Source organism: Antarcticibacterium flavum (assembly GCF_006159205.1).
Lineage (GTDB): Bacteria > Bacteroidota > Bacteroidia > Flavobacteriales > Flavobacteriaceae > Gillisia > Gillisia flava.
In genome coordinates this window covers 1711462-1735833 of record NZ_CP040812.1, presented here as the reverse complement: position 1 = coordinate 1735833, position 24372 = coordinate 1711462, and the positions used below count along the sequence as shown (strand labels likewise).

16 protein-coding genes and 1 pseudogene are annotated in these 24372 nt (G+C 39.9%); 9 read left to right on the top strand and 8 right to left on the bottom strand.

Annotated features, from left to right (window positions below; all coding sequences use genetic code 11):
• Positions 1–8 precede the first annotated feature (8 nt).
• Positions 9–530 carry a DUF4136 domain-containing protein gene (locus FHG64_RS07220; protein WP_139065780.1) on the top strand — a complete coding sequence of 174 codons (522 nt, stop codon included), beginning with the start codon at positions 9–11 and terminating at the stop codon, positions 528–530.
• Positions 531–1038: 508 nt separating this feature from the next.
• Here the strand turns inward: FHG64_RS07220 and FHG64_RS07215 are convergent.
• From FHG64_RS07215 to FHG64_RS07205, 3 genes are read right to left on the bottom strand one after another with little or no spacing between them, the layout of a single operon-like run.
• Positions 1039–2655: an OmpA family protein gene (locus tag FHG64_RS07215; RefSeq protein ID WP_139065779.1), complete on the bottom strand. Its 1617-nt coding sequence runs from the start codon at positions 2653–2655 to the stop codon at positions 1039–1041.
• A 14-nt stretch (positions 2656–2669) separates the two neighbouring features.
• Positions 2670–3611, bottom strand: a complete 942-nt coding sequence (locus tag FHG64_RS07210) for a PorP/SprF family type IX secretion system membrane protein (RefSeq protein WP_139065778.1) — start codon at positions 3609–3611, stop codon at positions 2670–2672.
• Between the two features lie 23 nt (positions 3612–3634).
• A complete protein-coding gene (locus tag FHG64_RS07205; protein WP_139065777.1) occupies positions 3635–8425 on the bottom strand; it encodes a gliding motility-associated C-terminal domain-containing protein in 4791 nt (1596 codons plus the stop codon).
• A gap of 490 nt (positions 8426–8915) precedes the next feature.
• On the opposite strand from FHG64_RS07205, the pseudogene FHG64_RS07200 reads away from it, so the two are divergent.
• The 7 genes and pseudogenes from FHG64_RS07200 (at position 8916) to FHG64_RS07170 (ending at position 15900) form a co-directional block, all read left to right on the top strand.
• Positions 8916–10270 (top strand): annotated as a pseudogene (locus tag FHG64_RS07200) (UDP-N-acetylmuramate--L-alanine ligase).
• Between the two features lie 65 nt (positions 10271–10335).
• Positions 10336–11037, top strand: a complete 702-nt coding sequence (gene radC / locus FHG64_RS07195) for a RadC family protein (protein ID WP_139065776.1) — start codon at positions 10336–10338, stop codon at positions 11035–11037.
• A 12-nt stretch (positions 11038–11049) separates the two neighbouring features.
• A complete protein-coding gene (locus tag FHG64_RS07190) occupies positions 11050–12339 on the top strand; it encodes a polysaccharide deacetylase family protein (protein ID WP_139065775.1) in 1290 nt (429 codons plus the stop codon).
• A complete protein-coding gene (locus tag FHG64_RS07185; RefSeq protein ID WP_139065774.1) occupies positions 12326–13015 on the top strand; it encodes a YjjG family noncanonical pyrimidine nucleotidase in 690 nt (229 codons plus the stop codon). The genes FHG64_RS07190 and FHG64_RS07185 overlap by 14 nt, the downstream gene beginning before the upstream one ends.
• Positions 13016–13093: 78 nt before the next feature.
• Positions 13094–13612 (top strand): hypothetical protein, encoded by a 519-nt coding sequence (locus FHG64_RS07180; RefSeq protein WP_246054325.1) that lies wholly within the window; start codon positions 13094–13096, stop codon positions 13610–13612.
• A gap of 3 nt (positions 13613–13615) precedes the next feature.
• Positions 13616–15016, top strand: coding sequence for a DUF5723 family protein (locus FHG64_RS07175; RefSeq protein WP_139065772.1), 1401 nt, complete (start codon positions 13616–13618; stop codon positions 15014–15016).
• A gap of 5 nt (positions 15017–15021) precedes the next feature.
• On the top strand, positions 15022–15900 hold the full coding sequence (locus FHG64_RS07170; protein ID WP_139065771.1) for a hypothetical protein: 879 nt from the start codon (positions 15022–15024) through the stop codon (positions 15898–15900).
• On the opposite strand, the gene FHG64_RS07165 is transcribed toward FHG64_RS07170, so the two are convergent.
• Entirely contained in the window at positions 15894–17168 is a 1275-nt protein-coding gene (locus tag FHG64_RS07165; protein WP_139065770.1) for a replication-associated recombination protein A, read from the bottom strand. The two genes, FHG64_RS07170 and FHG64_RS07165, sit on opposite strands and share 7 nt — an antisense overlap.
• Before the next feature lie 151 nt (positions 17169–17319).
• Here FHG64_RS07165 and FHG64_RS07160 point away from each other — a divergent pair, with 151 nt between their 5' ends.
• A complete protein-coding gene (locus tag FHG64_RS07160) occupies positions 17320–18090 on the top strand; it encodes a rhomboid family intramembrane serine protease (protein WP_139065769.1) in 771 nt (256 codons plus the stop codon).
• Positions 18091–18104: 14 nt separating this feature from the next.
• On the opposite strand, the gene rlmB is transcribed toward FHG64_RS07160, so the two are convergent.
• From rlmB to FHG64_RS19160, 4 genes are all read right to left on the bottom strand, one after another.
• Positions 18105–18869 (bottom strand): 23S rRNA (guanosine(2251)-2'-O)-methyltransferase RlmB, encoded by a 765-nt coding sequence (gene rlmB, locus FHG64_RS07155; protein WP_139065768.1) that lies wholly within the window; start codon positions 18867–18869, stop codon positions 18105–18107.
• Between the two features lie 87 nt (positions 18870–18956).
• Positions 18957–20309, bottom strand: a complete 1353-nt coding sequence (locus FHG64_RS07150; RefSeq protein WP_139065767.1) for a RagB/SusD family nutrient uptake outer membrane protein — start codon at positions 20307–20309, stop codon at positions 18957–18959.
• Between the two features lie 12 nt (positions 20310–20321).
• Complete coding sequence (locus FHG64_RS07145) at positions 20322–23330, bottom strand: SusC/RagA family TonB-linked outer membrane protein (protein ID WP_139065766.1); 3009 nt, start codon at positions 23328–23330, stop codon at positions 20322–20324.
• 207 nt (positions 23331–23537) lie between these two features.
• Positions 23538–24347, bottom strand: coding sequence for a hypothetical protein (locus FHG64_RS19160; protein WP_168191330.1), 810 nt, complete (start codon positions 24345–24347; stop codon positions 23538–23540).
• Positions 24348–24372 lie beyond the last annotated feature (25 nt).

Sequence of the window (24372 nt, the reverse complement as noted above, 5' to 3'; positions counted from 1 at the left end):
ATCACCTTATGAGGCTCTTTAAATATATTTTTTTACTGGCAATCTTCACTTCATGTAGTTCTCCCCGGGCAGTATATGATTATGATGAAAAAAGGGAATTCTCCGGTATAACAACCTACCAGATTTATCCAGACCTTGTAACAGGCTTAAACCAGCTGGATGATAAGCGCATTATAAATATTCTTAATGAAAAGCTGGCCGGGAAAGGTTTTACAACTGCTGAAAATCCGCAGATCTATGTAAACTTTTATTCTACTGAATATGAATCCGAGAGCCGAAGCAGTGTTGGGGTTGGAGTAGGAGGTACCGGCCGTAATATGGGCATAGGTGTCTCCGGCGGAATTCCTCTTGGTGGCCCCGATACTTTTTTACAACTTACCATTGATTTCATCGATGTGCAGGAGGATGCACTTATATGGCAGGCAGTAGTAGATTACAAATTTGATCGTGATGCCTCACCTGAAAAGCGCGAAAGACAACTTAGGACCATGATCGACAAAGCCCTGGCCGGATACCCTCCTAAGAAATGATGTTGGTTTTATAACCTGGGTTGAAATAGTTGGATGAGGTTAAGAGATGTGCTTGTTATGGGATGACATAGCCTCCCGAACATTGAATTTTTCAGACCATTCCTATCTTTTAAAATAAATTGCCAGTACTTCTACGATTTTCGATTTTAATTTACAGTTAATAATTCCTAACACTTGAAATAGGCACCTGGTTTAGGCTGGCAAAAAATAACCTAATTACATTTCAAATCTACAGCTAATCTCAAGGCGAGTTGAAATTGCAACTCTTAGTAAAACAGGTCTAACTTCATAGACCTTGTATGTTCTAATAAGGACATTAATATATTGCTCCCCATTCTTTTACAGGTTTTCTTTTTTTATTAGAAGGGATGGGTTATGTTCAAATGATTTTAAACTATAAGCCTAAAGCTGTCTTTGATTTCAGATGAATGAAAGTTCAAACTTCTTATAAATAAGAATGCCCCGGTCTCCCGGGGCATTCTCTTTGGTTGGTTAGTTAGTTGCAACTTTAATTCATAATTGTGAACTCACTACGTCTGTTCCTTGCGTATTGCTCGCTGGTACATCCAGTAGGTTGTGTACAATCGTTAAGTGGCATTGACTCACCATAACCTTTAGAGGTTAATCTTTCTCTTTCGATGCCCTGGCTAACAAGGTATTCAAGAGTTGAAGCTGCACGTCTTTCAGAAAGTGCCATGTTGTACCTGTCAGATCCTCTTGCATCGGCATGAGAACCAATCTCGATCTCAAGGCTTGGGTACTTCTTCATAATATCGGCTACTTTATTAAGAGTAGGTTTAGATTCTTCTTTAATAGTTGACTTGTCAAAATCAAAGTAAATGTTACCTACGTCTCTAAGTTGCTGTCTTCCTGTTTCAGGATTAGTTTCTCTCTCTTCTATCTCAACAACCGGAGGAGTGTAGTCCTCTCTGGTGAAAGTATAAAGATTGTCTGTTCCTCTTCTGTTTGAAGCAAAGAAACCTTCTTCTTCACCATCACGAATTGCATAAGCGAAATCATCAAAAGCACTGTTTATTGAAGTTCCAAGATTTCTTACTTCACTAAAGTCACCTTCTGTGCTGTAGATATCCATATTTCCAAATCCCGGATGACCGTTTGACGAAAAGTATAAGGTGCCGTCTCCACTAATAAAAGGGAACTGCTCTCTGTGCGCTGTGTTCACATTTGAACCAAGGTTACGTGGGGTGCCAAATGTGCCATCCTCATTCACATCTACAACATAGATGTCAAATGAACCAACAGATCCAGGCATATCACTTGCAAAATAAAGCTGAGTTCCATCTGGGCTTAAGCTTGGGTGTTCTGTAGAATATTCGTCACTTGAAAAAGGAACTCTTTGAATATTTGTCCAGTTACCATTAACATTTTCTGCACGATAAATACTTATGTGAGCAACGCGCTCATCATTTTCATCCTTTACCCTTTTGTCATTGGTACGGTCAAAGAACATGGTCATACCGTCCTGGCTAAAAGTAGCAGAGCTCTCATGAGTGTCGGAGTTAATGGCGCCCGGGAAAAGAACAATATTGCTTAATTGTCCTTCATCATCCATATCGGCTGTATAAAGATCGAGCATTGGTCTTTTATTCCAGGGATAAATTGGTCGCTCCTGGTTTCTGGTAGATGCAAATACCACCTTGTCATTGTAGAATGCTATGCCAAAGTCGGCAGATGCAGCATTGTTCATGATTTGGTTGGTAGTATACACATGAGATACTGTTGTATCCATTTCTCTTCTGAATTCGTCAAAATTGAAATCTGTCCCGTGGTACTCGGTAAAGTATTGACTGGCATCGTCATTTTGTCCTGTAGCCATTAAAGCGTGAGCAAACCTGAATTTATACTGTGGGTCTGTTTCAGCTTCGTGTCTTAGGAAAAGAGTGCGATAAACCTCTGCAGCATTTCCCATTTGGTTCGTGTAGAAATATGCATCTCCTAAATTTTGAAGCACTTTCTGGTCCTTATTTGAAACGTTCTCATAAGCTTCAGCAGCGTCTACATATGCTCTTTGAGCAAAGAAACGGTCACCTTTTTTCTCAGAGCTTTGTGCAAAGCCTGAAAAGCTTATAAGGATAATTAATATTGAACTATATAATTTTTTCATGTTGTCTCTGGTTTTTAGAAGAATCTAGGTGATTTGTCATATCCTTTTGATAATCCGAATAAATCTAAATCGAATAATAACAGGAATTCGTGCGTTCCATCATTATACCTTCCAAGGTTGGAGGTGGTATAATCATAAGCATATCCTACTCTTAGTCCAGGGGTAACTGCAAAGTTCACCAGTCCTGTTACGGACTCGTCAAACCTGTAGCCAATACCTGCTTCAAGACGGTTAAACATTAAAACGTTGGCTGTAATGTCCACGCTCAAAGGAGCACCTTGTACGCCTCTGGCCATAAAGGCCGGCTTCAATTTAAAATCTGGATTGATGTCAAACACATACCCCCCTGTAAGGAAATAGTGAATGTTCTCTTCTCCAAGAGTTCTTAAGCCCTGGGCATTTTCAAGATGTTTTGAAGTAAAAAGGTTGGGAGCAGATAAACCTAAATAGTGGTTCTCTCCAAACCAGAAAGCTCCAACTCCAAATACAGGGAAAAGTTCACTTACATTTTGCATTGCAGGATCATTTGGCTGGTTTGTTTGTAGCCTTGAAAGGTCTGCATTGAATGTTGTAAGTCCCCCTTTTACACCAAAGGAAAGCTTGTTATTATTGTCATCAAGTGGAATAACGTAAGCAAAATCTGCTGTGATGTTATTCTCCTTTACTACATCACCAATCTCGTCGTGAACTATAGATAAACCTAATTCTATACGCTCACTTACGGGAGTGTGGGCGAAGAAACTGGCGGTGCGAGGTGCACCGTCAATTCCTACCCATTGAGATCTATAAATACCACCCATATTAAGCATTCCAGGATTATCTGTAGCATAAGCAGGGTTAATAACACTCATGTTATACATATACTGAGTGAATAGTGGATCTTGTTGGGACATACCTTTTAGAGAAAAAAGGATAATGCCTGTAAAGATTAAATATTTAATAATTGTGTTTTTCATTTCTTTCTATGTTTATCCTTTAATTATCTACTTAAGTATACTTTACCCTGAACAGGGGAAGTTTGTCCGTCGTTATAATTTAAGATGTAGAAGTACACACCGGCCGGCAGAACTTTGTCACCTAAAGTAGAAGATTGGTTTGAAACACCATCCCAATCAGGAGTAGATGCATTTCCTTTAAAGACTACATTACCCCATCTATTGAAGATCTCAATATTAAAGTTTGGATAGTCTCTTCTAATGTCAGGAATTACAAACCTGTCGTTGATGTTATCTCCATTTGGAGAGAATGCCTCAGGAATTCCGCAGAACTTCACACGCACATTAACCGGAAGACGCTCTGTGCTCTCACAAAGGGACTCGTCTGTTGCAGTTGCATAGTACGTCATTTCATTTTGAAGTGTAGCAGAAGCTGCAAGTGGCTCTCCACCTGTTAAAGATGAATATACAAGCACATTTTGTCCTTCAAGGTTATCAATTAAATCCTGAACTGTTGGGTTATCCTGGCGGCAGAACTCATTTCCTAGGTTAGGTAGAGTAGGAGCCAATGAATCTTCAAGTGTTACAGTAACCATTACTGCGTCAGATGGTGCACAAGCTCCGTCGGTTGTATTAACCGCGTAGTACACTGCATCATTAACCAGAACGGTAGTTGCATCAGCCTCAGTAGTAAGCTCAGCATCTGTATACCATACTACATTGTCACCAGTGGCAACTAGATCTGCAACAGTAGCATTTTCACTTAAGCAGAAGAATTGATCTGCGTCGGCTACCGGTGCTTCAGAAACTGAACCTCCAACAGTGATTGTGATTGTAGCAGAGTCTGTTCCAATTGCACAGTCTTCTGCACCATTGATAGAGTAAGTGATCACGTACTCTCCTTCTCCGGCAACAGATGGGTTAAAAATACCATTTGCATAAGGAGCGCTGAAAGAACCTGTCATAAGAGCTCCTTCACCAAGAAGGCTTGTAAGCTGTATGTTCTCATCCTCATCTGCACAATAATCTGCAGTTACATCACCACCGGCATTTGCATCCTGAGGATCATTTACTGTAATTGTGAAAGTAGCAGTGAAGTTTCCTGTAGAACATTCAGACTCGTCATCTTCAACTTCGTACACGATCACAGTTTCTGCATCTGCTGTAGATGGGTTGAAAATCCCGTCCTCATATCCTTCGAAAGTTCCATTTTGAGTGGCAAATGGGCTTAGGTAGTCAAATAGATTAACTGAAGTCTCTGTTGAACAGAAGAAAAGATCCATATCCTCACCTGCCTCGTTGGCTTCCAATACTGTTACTGTAAGTTCTACAGAATCCTCACAGTCACCTTCACCTATTGTGTAAATGGTAGTGAAGTCACCGTAGTTGCTTACCATATTGTATTGGTTGATCAATTGTGAGATAGTTGGTTCAAAAGTTCCGTTTCTAGAAACACCTTCCTCAAGTAAACCTAAGTATAGGTTTCTAACACCTGTATCATTAAGGTTTCTTACTTGTGAGTTACAAACTTCGATCGAATTATCTTCACCTGCATCCAGATCACCTTCTCCAACAGTTACTGTAAAAGTTGTAGAAGCGCTTCCGCTTAAACAAGTTTCAGTATCATCTTCGCTTACTGTATAAGTGATCTCGTAAGATCCAAGTTCAGAAATATCGAATAAACCATTGGTAAGCACTCCATTCTCTGTAGAGAAAGAACCGCCCGGGGTGTTATCATCTGTTAACCTATTGTAAAGGTTGATAGTTCCTTCACCAACACACACATCGAAATCTGCGATCTCGCCTGTTGCTGCATCTTCTTCAGCAACAATAGTAGCAGTAATTTCAACAGTTACTGAACACTCGCCATCCTGAACCGTGTAGGTAGTGGTGAAATCACCAAGACCATCTTCGTCATTCTGGTACATTCTAGCAAGTTGAGCTGCATTAGGACTAAATGTTCCTGTTCTTGCAATCCCTGCAGGTACCAGGTTCAGGTAGTACTTTCTTATCTCGTCATTACTTGGGAAAAGAGCCTGAACATCAGACTCACAAATGATGCTGCTTACAGGATCACGAACGATCTCGTCACCTGCAGTTACCACTATAGTAATATCTGCTGAATCTTCGCAATCATCGTTATCTACTGTATAAGTAGAAGTGAAAGTTCCAACAGGATTCACTAACCACTGCGCTACTATAGATTCAAGAGAAGGTGTGAAAGTTCCTGTTTGATCTATATTAGAACCAATAAGGCTGTCAAAATATGCTGCAGCTTCTGTTGGATTAGCAATATAGTATGCCACTTGAGCTTCACAAATCACTTCATTAACATCAGGGCCGGCACAACCAACTTCTGGATCTGTTGGGTCAGTTGGGTCAGTTGGATCTGTTGGGTCAGTTGGATCGGTTTCGTCTTCAACGGTAACTGTAACTGTAGCAGAGGCTTCACAAGATCCAATTGTCACAGTATAAGTGAAAGTTCCTTCCTCATCTGTAGCCGGGTCAAAAGTTCCGGTTTCGTTGCTCCAGGTTCCACCTTCCATTGGAGTGCCTTCCAGGTAGTCGAAAAGGTTTACGGCATCATCCTCAGTAGTTAACTCAGCAATTCCATCTTCACCTGCATCTGCATTTGCTACGATAGTTACTGTAAGGTCTACAGTTGTTTGACAATCTCCTTCGCCAAAAGTATAAGTAGTGGTGAAATCACCAAGACCATCCTCATCCGCCTGATAGATATCTGCAAGTTCTGAACCGGTTGGGCTTATAGTCCCATTTCCAGGGAAACCTGCATTCCTTGCGATGGCTATGTAATACTTTCTAATTTCATCAACACTTGGGAAAAGTGTTTGAACATCTGCATCACAAACGAATACCGGAGCAGGATTTTCTGCAACGGCTCCTTCGCTTACTGTTAATGTGAAGGTTGTTGAACCTACAACACAGCTTTCAGTGCTTTCAGCTGCTGTAAAAGTAATTTCATATCCTCCTGTTTGAGAAACGTCAAATAATCCATCTTCTATTTCATTACCTTCAAAAGTGAAGGTTCCAGTCTGACCGCTTTCTACAAGGGTGAAAAGATCAAAGACTGTTGTACTTGCACAAACTGGTGCAGGATTTATCTCAGGAGCTTCTGTGGTTTCAATAGTAAGAGTTATATCTACGGACTCTACTCCACATTCATTTGCGATAGTATAAGTAATAGGCCCAAAAGGTCTTGAGGTCTCTGGATTACTATTAATAAAGGCTAAGATTTCTAATGCAAAATCTTCTGCTTCTTCTTCATCAAAATCGCCATCAAGATTGGTAATTCCATTTTCAGTTAGAAGATTATTGAAGAAAGCTTCAGCTTGTAATGGATTTGCCAATAATTCCTGCACTTCTAAAATACACATTTCCATTGCAATTGTATCAGGAAGTTCTTCCAGTCCTTCTACAGTAATTGTAAAGGTGGTAGAATCATTTGTTCCTTCAACTATACAGAATAAAGAATCATCCACTGAGTAGGTGATTGTATATTCACCTGGTCCAACAAGGGTAGGATCAAAATTTCCATCTTCATTAATTCCTTCACCGGTAAATGTTCCACCCGGGGTAGCACCTTCACTTAAAATAGAATCGTCGAGGATAACAACTTCTTCATCATTACAATCAACCGTTATAGGTTCAATAGTTCCTGCATTTGCCTCTTCAAGAGGAACTATTGTAACTGTTAACTCTACTGTTGAAACACATTCGCCATCACCCGCAGTATAAACTGTTGAGAAGTCACCAAGACCATCTTCATCATTTTGGTATTGAGTTGCAAGTTGTGACGGGGTAGGATTAAAAGTTCCGTTAGTCGGCATACCTTCCGGTAGAAGAGCTACATAGTATTTTCTTATTTCATCTATACTGGGGAACAATTCCTGAACATCTGCCTCGCAAATCTCTACCGCTGCAGGGTTTTCAAATTGCTGAGGTTCTTGAATTTCAACAATCACTTCTGTTCTTTCTCCAGTTGAAGTTTCACAAGGAGGTAGAGGGCTGCCTCTTTCATTCACTACCTGGGCAGCGAAATAAGATTGACCATTAATTAGTTGAGTGTCATTTGACAAAGGAGAGTTGGCAGTTTGTGATCTGTACCATCTAATTGCTTGAGTATCGTTATATGTTCCATTTGCAACAAGGTCAGCAACTGTTGCACTTTCACAAAATGCCTGATTGGTCTCTGCGTCAGGACCTTCAATTTGGTTAGGGTTAAAACCTACAGCTACCCTAAATGAAGGGCAGATATTGGAGGCTGCATCTTCATTGCTGTTTGGAACCTGACCAACAAAATAGCTGTCACCGGCATTTAGTGGGGTGTCAATTAGTGGATCTGTTGATTCCTCACTGGCATAGACCTCGATTCTATAATCCGTTTGAGGCTCGAATAAATTTGCTAAGTCATCAGAATTAAAAGTGGCCGGAGTACAGGTGGTAAATTCGAATCCACTAACAACACTATTGGTAATAGTATTAGATGGGCGCGGGGCGTTATTTACAGTAACTGCGATTGGTATTCTAGCGTCACAGTTTCCTGATGTGGAACCTGCGTAATAAGTCGCACCATTTGTTAATAATTCCGATGCGGGAATTGGCTGTGTGTCATTCGCTCCCGCGGTTTGATAGATTGCATTACCATCAGTAGCAATATCTCCTACTGTTTGAAGATAACAGAAGGTTTGCTCGGAAGCAGTACCGTCGTCTGTGGGGCAATTCTCCTGCCCATATGAGGGCAAGCTTCCAATTAATAAAATAAAGGTAAAAAGGAGCATAGATATCCCCTTCTTTCCTAAAGTAAAATTTTGCATAGGCTAGGTGTTAAATTTGACATTATAAGATTTATAGTAATATGCCGCTCTTGGCACCCACAAATATTGGAATAATTTTCAACAATATCAGAGTTTTTAGGCAAATTTTTAACAAGTCTTTTAGATTAGGTTAAAGTTTGGTTAATTTGTAGGAAAAAACCCTTAAAAATTAAGGCCTTTCTTACGATAATGTACTTTGATTCTGCAGATTATTCCCATTTATCTTACCTTAAACCATCTTTAAAATCACCTTTTTCATCGGTGAACGGTGCAAAAAATTCCAATTTACAAATCTAAATCCTGCTTTCTTCATAATGAGAGTAATAGCTGTTAAAAAAGATAAAAACCCTACCTTCTATAAGTTTTAATTATAATCACCGGCGAAAGTCATAGAAATTTGCCGCCTAAATAGAGTATTTAGCTCCTCCAGACTTCCTGTTTCACAGCTATTTTCCTGTTATAATATTTATATTTGCATAAATTTCTAAATATGAATATTCACTTTATCGCTATAGGCGGTAGTGCTATGCACAACCTTGCCCTTGCTCTTCATAAAAGTGGCCATACAATTACCGGAAGCGATGACTCAATTTATGAGCCATCGCTGTCCAGATTGGCCAAATTTAAACTGCTACCTGAGGAAATGGGCTGGTTTCCGGAAAAGATCTCTCCTTCCCTCGATGCTGTGATCCTTGGAATGCATGCAAGGGAAAATAATCCGGAGCTGTTAAAAGCACAGGAACTTGGCATCAAGATATTCTCCTATCCCGAATTTCTTTATGAACACGCTAAAAATAAGACCAGGGTCGTTATTGGAGGGTCTCACGGGAAAACCACTATCACCTCTATGATCCTTCACGTGCTCGATTATCACGATCTTAAAGTGGATTATATGGTGGGCGCTCAACTTGAAGGATTTGAGGATATGGTGTCCCTGTCCAATGATACAGATTTTATGTTGCTGGAGGGAGATGAATATCTTACATCTGCTATCGACAGGAGACCAAAATTTCATCTATATAAACCAAATATAGCACTGCTCAGCGGGATTGCCTGGGATCATATGAATGTTTTCCTACCTACGAGATCTACCTGGAGCAGTTCAGGATTTTTGTAGATTCCCTTGTAAAAGGAGGGACCCTTGTGTATAATGAGGAAGATGAGGATCTAAAGGAGATCGTTGAGAGTACAACCAACCAAATAAGAAAGCATCCATATTCCACACCTTCTTACAGTGTCGAAAATAGTATAACGGTTTTGGATACCCCTGAGGGAGAAATGCCGGTTGAGATCTTTGGAGCACATAATTTAAATAACCTCGCAGGGGCAAAATGGATATGCCAGCATATGGGGGTAGATGAAGATGATTTTTATGAAGCAATAGCCTCATTTAAAGGAGCTTCCAAAAGGCTTGAAAAGGTTATTGAAAATTCAAATGTGGTTGTTTACAGGGATTTTGCCCATAGTCCCTCCAAAGTAAAAGCCTCCACATTTGCTGTAAGGGAACAATACCCCGATAAAAAATTAATAGCCTGTGCCGAGCTTCATACCTTCAGCAGTTTGGATCCTGCTTTTTTAGATCAGTATAAAGATGCATTAAATTCTGCCGATGAAGCCCTGGTTTTCTTTTCTTCTGAAGCTCTTAAAATGAAGGGCAGGGCACCAATTTCAGAAGAACAGGTTAGAACGGCGTTTGGCAGGGAGGACCTGGTTGTGGTGACAAAAGCTGAAGATGTTCGTTCATTCTTGAAGAAAAGGAGCTATGAAAACTCAGTGCTGTTACTTATGAGCAGTGGCAATTTTGAAAGTCTTGATCTTGAGGAGGTGAAACAATTTATTTCCTAGCCATCATTTTTACTGAATAAGAAATTATTCCCCTCCATTTTTTATCTTTAGCAAAAAGGTTTTGGATGGACAAAAACAATAAGGAGGCATTTTCAATAAAAAAATGGGCTTCCGGTGACCGCCCCCGTGAAAAATTGATGCAAAAGGGCAAAATGGCATTGACAGATGCTGAATTGATTGCAATCCTTATAGGCTCTGGTACGCCAAAGCAAAGCGCGGTAGATCTCAGCAAAAAGATCTTAGCCTCTGTGAACAACAACCTCAATACTCTTGGAAAACTTTCCATGGCACAGCTTATGGAGTTCAATGGGATAGGAGAGGCCCGGGCAATAAGTATAATTGCAGCTATGGAATTGGGCCGCAGGAGAAGAAGTGAGGAAGCCCTTGAAAGGATAAAAATCACTTCAAGCAGCTCAGTCTTTGAACTGCTGCAGCCTATAATTGGAGAGCTTCCCCACGAGGAATTCTGGATTTTGTACCTTAATAACTCCAACAAGATTTTGGAGCAATATCAAATAAGCAAAGGCGGAATCACAGGAACCCTTGTAGATGTGAGAATAACTCTTAGAAAAGCCCTGGAATTGGGTGCCGTTTCCCTCATCCTGGCACATAACCATCCCTCCGGTAACCTTAATCCCAGCGAGGCAGATAAACAGCTTACCAGGAAATTGAAAACCGCATCTGAAAGTCTGGATATAAAAGTACTGGATCATATCATTGTTACTGAAAAATCCTACTTTAGCTTTGCCGATGAAGGGATGCTTTAAACATTGATACAAATGCTATTGATCTATACACCCAAGGTAACTTCCCGAATCATTTATGTATTTAAACATATATGTACCCATATTCTTGGTCTTGAAATAAAATTCACCACCCGTATAGAAGAGTTTATTGCGCACCAGGGGTTGAAGTTTTCCTATGGGAAAAAACGACTTGGGAATGAACTTTTTATTCAGAATGTGGAATTATTACTTGAACAGGGTCTAAGTGATCCCGAAATTAAAGTCCTGCCATGGGAAGAGACAAAATGTTTTTTTGCAGTGTCTGAAAATAGTGACCTGCCATTTGATATTTTCGCGGCTTCATTTTTTATGTTATCAAGATATGAAGAATACCTGCCTCACGTAAAGGATGATTTTGGAAGATTCCCTGCTTCAGAAAGTCTTGCGTACAAAGGAGGTTTTCATAAACAGCCGGTAGTTGAAATTTGGACCTATAAATTCAAAACACTTCTAGAAACCAGATTCAATAACATCGCCTTCAGGGAAAGGGCATTTCATACTAAAACAATAATTTCTGTAAGCCATGTCTTTAATTTTAAGAATAAGGGGTTCCTTCGCAGTATAGCAGGTACAGCATCAGACCTGTTCAACCTAAAATTCTATAGGGTTACAGACAGGTTTAAGGTGCTTCTTCGATTAAGACAGGATCCCTATAATGTTTTTGATGACCTTATAAGCTACATTAAAAAATATAAATTGGATATTGTTTTTATGTTCCAGTTGAGCGATTACAATGCTTATGATAAAAACATTAATTATAACAGGCTTAATTACCGCTCTATAATAAAATATGTGGCAGACTATTCTAAAGTCGGCCTTAGACTTGGGTATTTTGCAATAGCTGAACAGGAGGTGCTAAAAAAAGAGAAAAAAAGACTTGAAAATATTATTCACGGCCCCCTTCAAAATGTGATTAATACCAAGTATAATCTTATGTTGCCCATTCATTACAGTTACCTTACCGAACTGGAAATTCCCAATGACTATTCCATGGGTTATCCGGAATCTATAGGCTTTCGGGCAGGCAGTAGTGAGCCTTTCCTGTTTTATGATATCAATATGGAGGTGACTACACCACTCACTATTCATCCCTATGTTTTTCACTCACAGGTTTGTCACAATCTTGAAGCCGGAGAAGTGCAAAGTGAAATCGCAGGAATTATCAAAAAGCTTAAACAAGTGGATGGGAGCTTTCGGGGGATCTTTAAAAACAGGGATTTTTCAGAATATTCCAATCAATCCTATTATTACGCTTTATTAAAACAAGTAAATGAAATTAAATAATATTAAACATATATATTTCGACCTGGACCATACGTTGTGGGACTTTGACAGGAATTCTGCATTGACCTTTGAAACTATATTTAAAGAGGAGAAACTGGACATAAGTTTGCCGCAGTTTCTTGAGACGTACGTTCCAATTAATAACAATTACTGGAAACTGTACAGGGATAATAAGATTTCGAAAGAAGATCTACGCACCGGCAGGTTGAATGATTGTTTTAAGTGTATGTCACTGGATGTGGCACCACAAATCATCAATAACCTTTCCAATAATTATATTAAATACTTACCCACCTATAACCATCTGCTTGAAGATACACTTGAAATACTTGATTATTTAAAAGGCCATTATCAATTACATATAATCACCAATGGTTTTGAAGAGGTGCAGCATACAAAACTCACCAATTCGGGTATATCAGACTTTTTCCAGACGGTTACTACTTCTGAAGAAGCCGGGGTTAAGAAGCCTGATATGAATATCTTCCTGAAGGCACTTAAAAAATCCATGGCCCTTCCAGAAAATAGTGTGATGGTGGGGGATAACTATGAAGCAGATATACTTGGAGCACATAGTGTGGGAATGAAAACTATATTTTTTGATTATTACGGAAAAAAGGAACCAGTCCAATCTGCTGGTATTCAAAAGTTAAATGAGCTGAAGATCTATTTATAGCAATAAAGAATTTATATCTTCGTTTGTTTAAAAGAAATTTAACCCCAAATGTTTTCTTTAAAAAGCTGTTTGCCGGCAATGATGTTAATCCTTGTCCTGGGAGTTTCCTCATGCGTAAAGGATGTGGACCTGGACCAGGCCGGTGATATCTCTCTTAAACCAAAAATACAGGCAGATCTTTTAATTTTTGATGTGGAGCCCAAAGACTTTATTGATGGCTCCTCCGGCCAATTTAAAAATACTATAAGAGATACTGTTAGACTGGAATTCCTGGACGATGATTATATTCAAAAGGATTTGGAAGAAGTGGAATTTAGCTTTAGGTATAGCAATACTTTCCCGCGGGAATTTTCCAGTAAAATTTCTTTTCTTTCAGAAAATAACAGGGTACAGCATAATGTAGATTTTATCATAAATGCAGGTAGCCCTGGAAACCCTGCCATTACAGAACATATCGAGTTTATTGGAAATGACAGGATCGAGGTGATAAAAAGATCTATTAAAATGGTAGTGGAACTGGAACTTTTGCCCGGCGATCAGGAATTTGAAGGCGATCTTAGTTTTGCTTCCAAGGGCCTTTTTTCATTTGAATTTTAAGGGATGCGCACTTGTTTCCTGCTCATACTACTTTTTACCTTCTCTGGTTCCCGGGCACAGAACAAGCAACTATTATATAATGTAGACGGCCTGCCTCAAACCCTTATGACCAATCCCGGGGCCAGTATTGACTTTAATGGCCATGTAGGTTTGCCCTTGCTTTCCCAATTCAGTTTTTCTGCAGGTTCTACCGGTGTTTCTGTACATGATATTTTTGAGGACTCAAATACCAATATAAACGAGCGTATAACGCGCACAATGCGCCGATTGACCAGCAGGGATTATTTTACTGCAACCCAGCAGCTGGAGGTTGTAAGCCTGGGGTGGCGGCTTAATAAAGACCATTATTTAAGTGCAGGTATTTACCAGGAGCTGGATTTTTTCTCATATTTTCCTAAGGACCCTGCCATATTGGTAAATGAGGGGAATAATGACTATATAAATGTTCCTTTCGATTTTTCTCACATTTCCTTTACAGGTGATGCCTTAATGGTTTATCATCTTGGCCTCAATAAAGTTATTGACCGGCAGCTTACGATAGGTGCGAGGGTTAAATTATACTCGGGAATATTTAACGCACAAAGTATTAATAACAGGGGGATGTTTATAACCAGAAATACTCCTGAAGGGCCAAACTACTACAGGCATTATGCAGAGAATATTAGCCTGAGGGTAAATACTTCGGGTTATACCACTGCTACAGATGCTAATACTACTGTACAGGAGGCAACTGCAGATATTCTTAAAAGATCCTTTTTTGGTGGAAATGCCGGGGCGGGAATTGACCTGGGTGCCACTTATATTATCAATGAGAATTTAATTGCATCGGGTTCCATCCTTGATATTGGGCTTATGTGGCAGCAGCAGGATGTGGAAAATTATCTTTATTACGGTAGTTACCGTACAGATGGGTTAGAGCCTTTATTCCCTGAAGTAGCTCCGGGAGGTAATGCAATTCCGTATTGGGATATTTTTGAAGATGAGGTTGATAAAAACCTTATCGATGAAACTTTGAATGAAAACTATATAACCTGGCGGCCGTGGAAGATAAATGCTGCGCTTGAATATGGTTTTGGACGATCTTACGCCCCTTGCAGTTATCTTAGAAAGGTAAATAGAAGACACACGAATTTACTGGGAATTAAATTTTTCGGGATTAAACGGCCCCGCGGCCTAAAATATGCTTTTTCAACCTACTATGACCGTAAATTCTCTTCCAGGTTTAGAATGAGGCTTGCTTATACTATAGACGATTTTTCCTATACAAATATTGGTTTAATGGTATCAACGCAGTTAAAGTATTTCAATGTATATCTTGCAGCAGATAATTTAATTGGTTATTTTAATCTGGCAAAAACCAATAGCGCCTCGCTTCAACTGGGCATGCAATTTGTATTTAAATAAAGACTATGAAAACGCTTTACTTTACCATATTGTTTCTTTTTAGCCTTCAGTTTATTCATGGGCAACACATAAACTCATATCGATATGTAGTTATTCCTGCTGAATTTGATTTCCAAAAAGAAACCAATCAATACCAGCTCAACGAATTGCTGAAATTTTTATTCGAACGGGAAGGTTTTGAAGCCTATTTGGATAATGAAACCTTTCCTGCTGCGCTATCATCCGGTCCTTGTAAGGCTTTAAGGGCACGAGTAAAAGATGATTCAGGAATGTTTCGCACCAGGCTGGCTATTGAGTTAAGGGACTGCAATAATAATGAAGTCTTTATTACTCCAGAGGGGGTGAGCAAATTGAAAGATTACCAACAGGCATATCATGAAGCTCTGCGAGAGGCATTCACGGCAATATCCAATCTTAATTATAAATATGCCCAAGAGGAAAACGTAGTAGAAGTCACGGCAGTGCCTCCTGTAGAAGAGGAGAAAATAGTTGAAGTTACAGCTGTTCCTCCTGTTGATAATGAGAAAGAAGTAACGGGTGAGGTAGAAAGAGAACTTCCGGTTGAAACAAAGGATCCTGTTGCTGTAGAAGGTACCAAAACCAAAGAAAATGATGGGATGGAAGCAAGGCGGCTTTTATTCCAAAAGGAGGGGTCAGAATTTTTTCTGGAAAAAACACCTTCTGGTTATAATTTATATCAAAAAGGGATGTCCGAGCCTTTTGCATCCCTGGTCAAATCTTCTGCAAGAGACAGCTATTTATACACTTCAGTAACTGCCAAAGGAATGGCAAATTTTGATAATAAAGGCAATTTAACGGTAGAAGTCCTGGATCCGCAAAGCAATAGTCCTAAAACCACCGTCTACTCCAAACAGGATCAATAACCATATTTACCTTTCCATCTTTTTTTCAGGAATTCTCTCTGGGAATTTTCCCGTTGGTTATTCCCTGGATTATAAAAGTTGGTATTTTTTATTTCCTCCGGAAGGAATTCGGCCTCTTTGAAATTGTTTTCATAATTATGTGCATACTGGTAATCATCACCATAACCCATATCCTTCATGAGTTTAGTAGGTGCATTCCTTAGCGAAAGGGGAACAGAAAGATTTCCGGTTTTCTTTACCAGGCTCTGGGCCTGATTAATTGCCATGTAAGAAGCGTTACTCTTTGGGGAGGTAGCCAAATAAATTGTACACTGGCTAAGAATAATTCGTGATTCAGGAAATCCAATGGTGGTTACAGCCTGGAAGGTGTTATTTGCCATTACAAGAGCAGTTGGATTGGCATTGCCAATATCTTCACTTGCCAGGATAAGCAGTCTACGGGCTATGAATTTAACATCTTCACCACCTTCTATCATTCTTGCCAGCCAATAAACTGCAGCATTGGGGTCGCTACCTCTTATTGATTTGATATAAGCAGATACTATGTCATAATGCTGTTCCCCCGTCTTATCATATAACACAGTGTTTTGCTGTACCTGTTCCAGCACAAGGTCATTGGTAATTGTAACAGGTGCCACGGCAGATGTAACAAGTAATTCAAAAATATTAAGCAATTTTCTTGCATCACCCCCGCTTAACCTTAAAATAGCTTCTGTTTCTTTTAAGTGAACATCTCTGGATTTAATAACAGGGTCTTCTCTCATTGCTCTTTCAAGAAGGGCAATAAGTTCCTCTTTGGAAAAGGGCTTTAATGTATAAACCTGGCAACGGGAAAGCAGGGCAGAAATGACCTCAAAGCTGGGATTCTCTGTAGTTGCCCCTATTAAGGTGACCCAGCCTTTTTCTACAGCACCTAGTAGTGAGTCCTGCTGGGATTTGCTGAATCGATGTATCTCATCTATAAAAAGTATCGGGTTCTTTGTGGTGAATAACCCGTCACTCTTTTTTGCCTTTTCGATGATCTCGCGAACATCCTTAACACCGCTATTAATAGCGCTTAAGGTATAAAAGGGTCGTCCACTTTCTGTCGCTATAATATTGGCAAGCGTGGTCTTTCCAACTCCGGGAGGCCCCCAAAGGATAAGGGATGGTATATTTCCGTTCTTGATTTGCCTGTTTAGGGCACCTTTTTCTCCTATAAGGTGCTGCTGACTCAGGTAATCCTCAAGAGTCCTTGGACGTAATCTTTCTGCCAGTGGTTCATTCATTTTTCAAAGGTAGGGATTTACATAATTTTTAGTTCAAAGCCATACATCGAAATTGACATTTTGGCAATTGCATTATCTGTAGCACAGGAATTGCATAGGAGAATTGTGGGTAGCATAATTTAAATAGCTAAATTTATTATTTAATGAATCAATGGAAAAGCAGGAAGAATCTTTAACGTTTACATCTGGGGTGTTAGGATATCCCTTATTATTTGTACTTCTCATATGGCTTGTCTTTTGGTTTGAAATAAGGTTTGGATTTGATTTTAATTACCTGGGAGTAAGACCAAGGGAATGGATAGGATTGAGAGGGGTTGTGTTTTCACCCTTCATACATTCAGATATCAAGCATCTTTTCAACAATACCATACCCTTATTTGTGTTATCCATGTCCCTCTTTTATTTCTACCGTAGAATTAGTTGGGAGATTCTTTTGCTTGGGATGCTCTTTACAGGTATAATGACCTGGGTAATTGGCCGTCCTGCAAATCACATTGGTGCTAGCGGGGTGATCTACCTGTTGGCTTCCTTTCTTTTTTTTAAGGGAATTTTTTCCAGGTATTTCCGGCTTATAGCCCTCTCTTTAATAGTTGTCTTTCTTTATGGTGGGATGCTTTGGTTTGTAGTCCCTGTAGATCCCGGAATTTCCTGGGAAGGACATTTATCGGGACTAATTGTTGGCTTAATTTTCGCCTTTTTGTATAAAAATAAGATCGTAAAGCGTCCAAAATTCGAATGGGAACGTGAGGATTATAAGGAAGAGGAAGATGAATTCATGCAGCAGTTTGATGAGAACGGAAATTTCATTGGAGCCACCAGGCCTCCAAACGATGAGCAAATGGATCCTGAAAATACTCCACGAGAGAAAACCAGATTTACCTACAGATACGTCTTTAAGAAATCAAATACTCAGGAAGAGTAGGTTAAAAAGTTAATTTATATTTTCCCTTCGGAATTCAGTGGGCTGCTTCTTTGTCGTATGATCTCATAGAGGAATGCACCACAAGCTACAGATACGTTCAAAGATCCAATAGTCCCGAACATTGGTAATTTTGCATTTTCATCTACGATCTTAAGGATGGAGGAAGAGACTCCTTTACCTTCACTGCCCATCACCAGTGCGACAGGCGTGGAGAAATCCTGCTCATAAAGTGTTGATGAAGTTTTCTCTGTAGCTGCTACTACTTTTATGCCAGACGCCTGCAGGTAGTAAATAGCATCCTTTATATGATTCACTTTACATATTGGAATTTTAAAAACCGCCCCGGCAGATGTTTTAACGGTATCGGCATTTACGGGAGCTCCTCCCTTGCTTTGGATAATGATACCATCAACCCCGCAACATTCTGCCGTCCTTATTATGGCTCCAAAATTCCTGGCATCGGTGATCTGGTCCAGTAATAGAAATAGGGGAGGAGTGCCATCCTTTTCCAGGGATTCCTGAACCACTTCTTCTAGATCACGAAATTTCACCGGGGAGATCTTTGCCACCACCCCCTGGTGGTTACCCTGGGCCAGTTTATTTAGTTTTTCAACGGGAACATAGGATATATTGTATTCCTGTTTATTTACAAGACTTTGTAGTTCCTGCAAGAGTGGACCGCTAAGGCCTTTTTGAATATATATTTTATCAATGTTCTTTTCGCTTTGAATTGCTTCAATAACTGTTCTTATTCCAAAAATAGTTGTGTTCTCTTCCATATCACAAAGGTATGCTTTTATAGAAAGAGTTAAAATAAAAATGGCTGCCCGTGAAGGCAGCCATTTATAAATTTTAATTTCTAAATTTTAAGCTCCGTATCCCGGGTTTTGTACTAGGAGCGAGTTGGCATCTATTTCTCTTTGAGGAACAGGAAACACCAGGGCATTGGCATTATACTCCAAATCTCCCACATTGCGTTGAGTCCTCTTCAAATCGTGGATAAGGAATCCTTCAAAAGCCAGTTCCAGTTCTCTTTCTTCAAGAATGTCTTCAAGATCAACAGAGGATAAGGTGGTGGCATTTGCACGGCTTCTTATAAGATTTATGTCCTCCAGAGGTGTATTACCTATTTCGGTTCCAAGCCTCTCATTCGCCTCGGCTCTTATAAGATACATTTCTGCCAGTCTAATAACAGGAATGTTCCCAAATTGATTTGTGTATTTACCGGTTAGGGTAGCTCCACTTTGCGCACTTGCATAAAAATAATCTCCCCTGTCATCATTTGCATCAAACCTGTCAATGAAAGCCGGGTTAATAGTGATATCACCACCTCTACCACCTGCAGCCTGATCGGCATAGTGGATGATCAGGTCATTTTCACCATCCTGGGAAGTCACCTGGAAAGCGAACACATCTTCAGATGAATCTACATCGTTATTGAAAGCTGCTGCATAGGTTGAGGTTAAGGAATGCCCGCTGTTCTCAATTACATCATGAGCGGCGTCCCTTGCACCTTCGTAATTACCCATTTGCAGGTATACCCTAGCAAGAAGTGCCTGTGCGGCATACTTATCAGCAAAGATCCCGTTGCTTGGAGGAAGTAAGTCGTAAGCATCAGTAAGATCGGCAACTACTTGCGTGTAAACCTCTTCTACTGTGTTCCTTGGAATTTCAAGGTCGCCAGAGTAATCTGTAATACCTGTAAGAGTTAAAGGTACACCCAATTGAGTATTTTGCTCTCCTGCTTCATACTGCTGGCCAAAAAGCCTAACAAGGTCGAAATAAGTAAGGGCTCTAAGGAATTTTGCTTCTCCTTCAACAGTCGCCTGCCTGTCCTCATCTACAAGATCTACATAATCTACAACCAGATTTGCCTGGTTGATGATCTGGTAACCGTTAAGCCATATGTCTCTAACAAAAACATTATCTGTAAAGATCCTTTTATTGAAAACTTCCCTTGGCTGGGCAAAGGTTCCTACCCAGGAAGCTTCATCTGTAAAACCATACAGGTCGCTTAAAATTTGTATGTCTCCACCATAAGAAACATTATCTCCGGCTTCTGCATAAGTTCCTATGAGTATGTTCTCAATATTCTCACCTGTTGAAATCGCAACTTCTGTAGAGATGGATTGTTCCGGTTCCAGGTTTAACTCATCCTCGCAGCTAACCATCAAAAAGGCTGCACTAAGAATGGATAGGGTTAATTTATAATTTTTCATTTTTCTTATTTTTTAGAAATTAATGTTTACACCAACAGAGAATGTCTTGGCTGCAGGAGCTGAATAGAAATCAACACCCGGGCCAGAACCTGCATCACTACGTGCCTCAGGATCATAACCTTCATAATCTGTAAAAGTCAACAGGTTGAAACCTGTGAAGTACACTCTAAATCGTTCTAAACCAAGAGAACTTACAGTTTGGTCTGGTAAAGAATATCCAAGTGTGATGTTTCTTAATCTAATGAAATCGGCCTCTTGTAGATATCGGGTTGAGTTTACAACTCCATTGGCTCCAAATAATCTTGCTTGTGGAACATCTGTGATATCACCTGGGTTTTGCCATCTTCTTAATTGATCTCTTGACTGGTTGTCAAAATAATCGGCGTTGGCAGATTGGTATATACCTCCACCGTTATAAATGTCCACTCCCCATTCACCCTGGAAGGTAAAGCTGAAGTCAAACCCGCCAAAGTTCATAGTGTTGGTAAGACCTCCAATCCATAATGGGAATGGTCTTCCAGATACAACCCTTCTGGCGTCATTTGGATTGTTTGTTGTTTCACGACTTAGATTACCACTTCCATCATCCACGTTGGTGTAATATAATGCGTCCCCATTTTGAGGGTCTACACCTGCATATTCGATTAGGTAAAATGCAGAGATTGGTTCTCCTTCTCTTAAAATGTTTCTTCCTGTGATAATGTCTGCTCCATTATTTGGCAGGCTTATCACCTCATTTTCATTTTGAGCAAGGTTGAAATTTGTTGACCAGGTGAAATTATCCCTTACTACGTTTTTAGTATTTATAGCAAATTCAATACCTCTGTTTTCCATAACACCAACGTTTCTAAAGATGTTTGGCTGGCCAGAAGTACCGGGAAGTGGTACGTTAAATAATAAACCGTCAGATTCTTTGATGTAGTAATCAACTTCAGCAGTGATCCTGTCATTTAAGAACCCAAGGTCGACACCAAAGTTCATTTGATCTACACTCTCCCAGGTTAACAAGGAGTTTTCAGCCTGAGTAGGGGCAATACCCGGTCTCTGGTTATAAGATATCCCACCAAATAAACCTCTTGATGCGAAATCTCCAATGTTAGCATTTCCTGTTTGTCCCCAGCTCGCACGAAGTTTTAGGAATGATAAGGTCTCATTATCTCTTAAAAATGCTTCTTCAGAAATTATCCAACCTGCTGCAAGGGAAGAGAAAGTACCAAATTGCTGGTTTCTACCAAATCTTGAAGATCCATCGTGACGAATACTGGCTTTAAATAAATATCTGTCCATCAGGGAATAGGTGGCTCTTGCGAAATATGAAAGAAACCTGTTTCCAGTTAAAGTTTGATTACCAGCAGTGATCTCTGCCGCACTTCCTATTGTTTGGAAATCATCTGTTGGAAACTCGATACCTGTTACACTTTGGAATCTTCTATTTGTTAAGTTGTATTCCATACCGGCTACTACATCCAGGTTATGGATATCGCCAAAAATGTCTGAATATGTGAAATAGTTACTGGATACATAAGATTCTGTTCCTACGCTGGATGCATATCCCTGTCCATTTGTGGACTGGAATGGTGCTAGTCTACCTTCATAGTTGTCCTCTGTTTGGTAGTAAAGGTCATAACCAAAATCTGTATTAAACTTCAAAGAAGGAAAGAAGCTATATTCTGCAAAGGCCTTACCGGTAACTCTTCTTATGTTAGTAATGTAAAATGCATGCTTATCATAAAGTAAGAAATTGGCATATAAAGTATTGGGATTTGGATCGCCGTTATCAAGATATGCCGGTGACATTGATGGTTGTGCGATAGCCTGTACAGGGTTCACAAATGCGTTATCATTTGCAATCCTGTCTATCTCTGTACGTGAATAAGCAATATTTAAACCTGCCAGAAATCTATCTGAAAACCTGTGGGAAACATTTGTTCTCGCAGTAAACCTTTCCAACTCATTACCTGTGATGATACCGGTAGTGTTGTTGTAGGCACCAGAGAAGAAGTAAGAAGTTTTTTCGTCACCTCCTGAAACTGATACATCTGCATCTGTAGTGTAACCGGTTTGGAAAGCAAGATCTTGCCAATCTGTATTTACAGGATTGTTTCTCCAGTCTGTATCCCCTGCAAGGAAATCAAAGATTCCTTCAATGTAGTCTCTACCGTCTTCCTCGCCAAAAGAGTTAACTGCAGCTTCAGTAAATAATTCAATATACTCTTCGGTATTCAACCACTCTCTGGTGTTTGTGGGAGTACTTATTCCTGAGGAGTAATTTAATGCAAATCTACCTTTTCCTTGTTTTCCTCTTTTAGTGGTAATGATAACAACCCCGTTTGCACCTCTGGAACCATAAACTGCAGCAGCAGAGGCATCTTTAAGGATATCGATAGACTCGATCTCATTACTACTTAAAGTAAGGAGTGGGTTTGTAGGCGCTCCGTTATTTGATTCATTATTATTGATCAATGGCACACCATCAAGTACATAAAGTGGTTCAGAACCGGCTCCAATACTTGCAACCCCTCGAATACGAATATTTACGCCACCTTCTACCTTACCATTAATTTGAGAAACCTGCACCCCGGCAGCCTTTCCTGAAATGGCATTTTGAATACTGGGGGTTGGGATCTCACTTATGTCCTCAGAAGTCAACTTGGAGATATTATCTGTGAGTTTTCTTTTGCTCTGCGTACCATATCCAACTACAACAACCTCTTCCAATTGAGAAGCGTCCTCCATTAAAGTTATATTTATGGTATCCTCGGGGCCAACTTCGCGTTGTATCCTTTGATATCCCACATAACTAAATTCCAGGGTTTGACCCTCCACAGCTCTTATGCTGTAATTCCCGTCAAAATCGGTTTGGGTTCCTGTTGTTGTCCCTTGAAGGATTACGTTCACCCCGGGGAGCGGAATTCCCTGCTCATCAATAACAGTACCGGTGACTGTTTTTTCCTGTGCATACGAGAATTGCACAATTAACCCTACCAGTAGGGTTAACACAAACTTTAGTTTTAATTTCATTTTAATATTTGATTTGAATTAGCCTTTCCAAAAGTGATAATTAATTGTTAATAATACAACAAGTGTTTTCATTTTTATTCCTCATTTTACTACGAAAACGTTTTTCTCCTCTTGCACAGCTAGCTGGATTTAAGAAATAACACCAATGCCTATAAAAAAGGCTGCCTTTTCGGGCAGCCTTTTAAAATTATTGATTAGACAAAAGAATTATCCTTCACCACCCTCATCTTCATCTTCATCTTCCTCATCTCCTTCTTCGCCTTCTTCACCTTCTTCACCTTCAGTCTCTTCTTCCTCTTCGGTCTCTTCTTCCTCTTCGACTTCAGGCTCCTCTAGTATTACTATGTAGCTTTCAGCAGATTGGGTAAGGCTACCGCTTGTCGCCGTAAACCTGTAATAAAGAGTGTCATTTACAGAAAGATTAAGATCCTGATAGTTGGTGTCTCCTAATACTACAGATCCATCGATGTTATCAACACCGGCATCCATATAAGTTCCTTCAGAACCATTCTTTAGCTGCAAGTCTACATTATCAATGGCTGCAGAAAGGGTATAAGTGTTATACGCTATTTCTGTCCCCTGTAATTCAGACAATGCGGCCTCTTCGGCGTTATCACCATCAAGTGAAAGGGAATTCACCACAGTGATATTGAAAGGCTGCTCTGCCACGTTTCCGTTTGATAAGGTTGCCCTTATTCTAACAGGATAAGTTCCTGCAGCGATGTCTCCAAGTATGGAGGAGCTAAATGTTGCAGTTTCACCGCTTACAGTAGCCGTCCCAATTACAGAACCATCTCTAATGATCTCAACTGTTTCAACAGATACTCCACTGGCCGTAAATAAATTTACGGTCATATTGGAATTGGTATCGAACTGGCTAATTCTTGGAGTGGCCAGGTGGGCATACCCACCCACGTCGCGAACATCATCCAGCGTATTTTCATCATCTGCATCGCAGGATGTGAAGCCGAGTGCCAGCACCAAACTTAAGCTTATATATTTAAGAATATGTTTCATTTTTTAAAATTTAAAGTTATTAAAG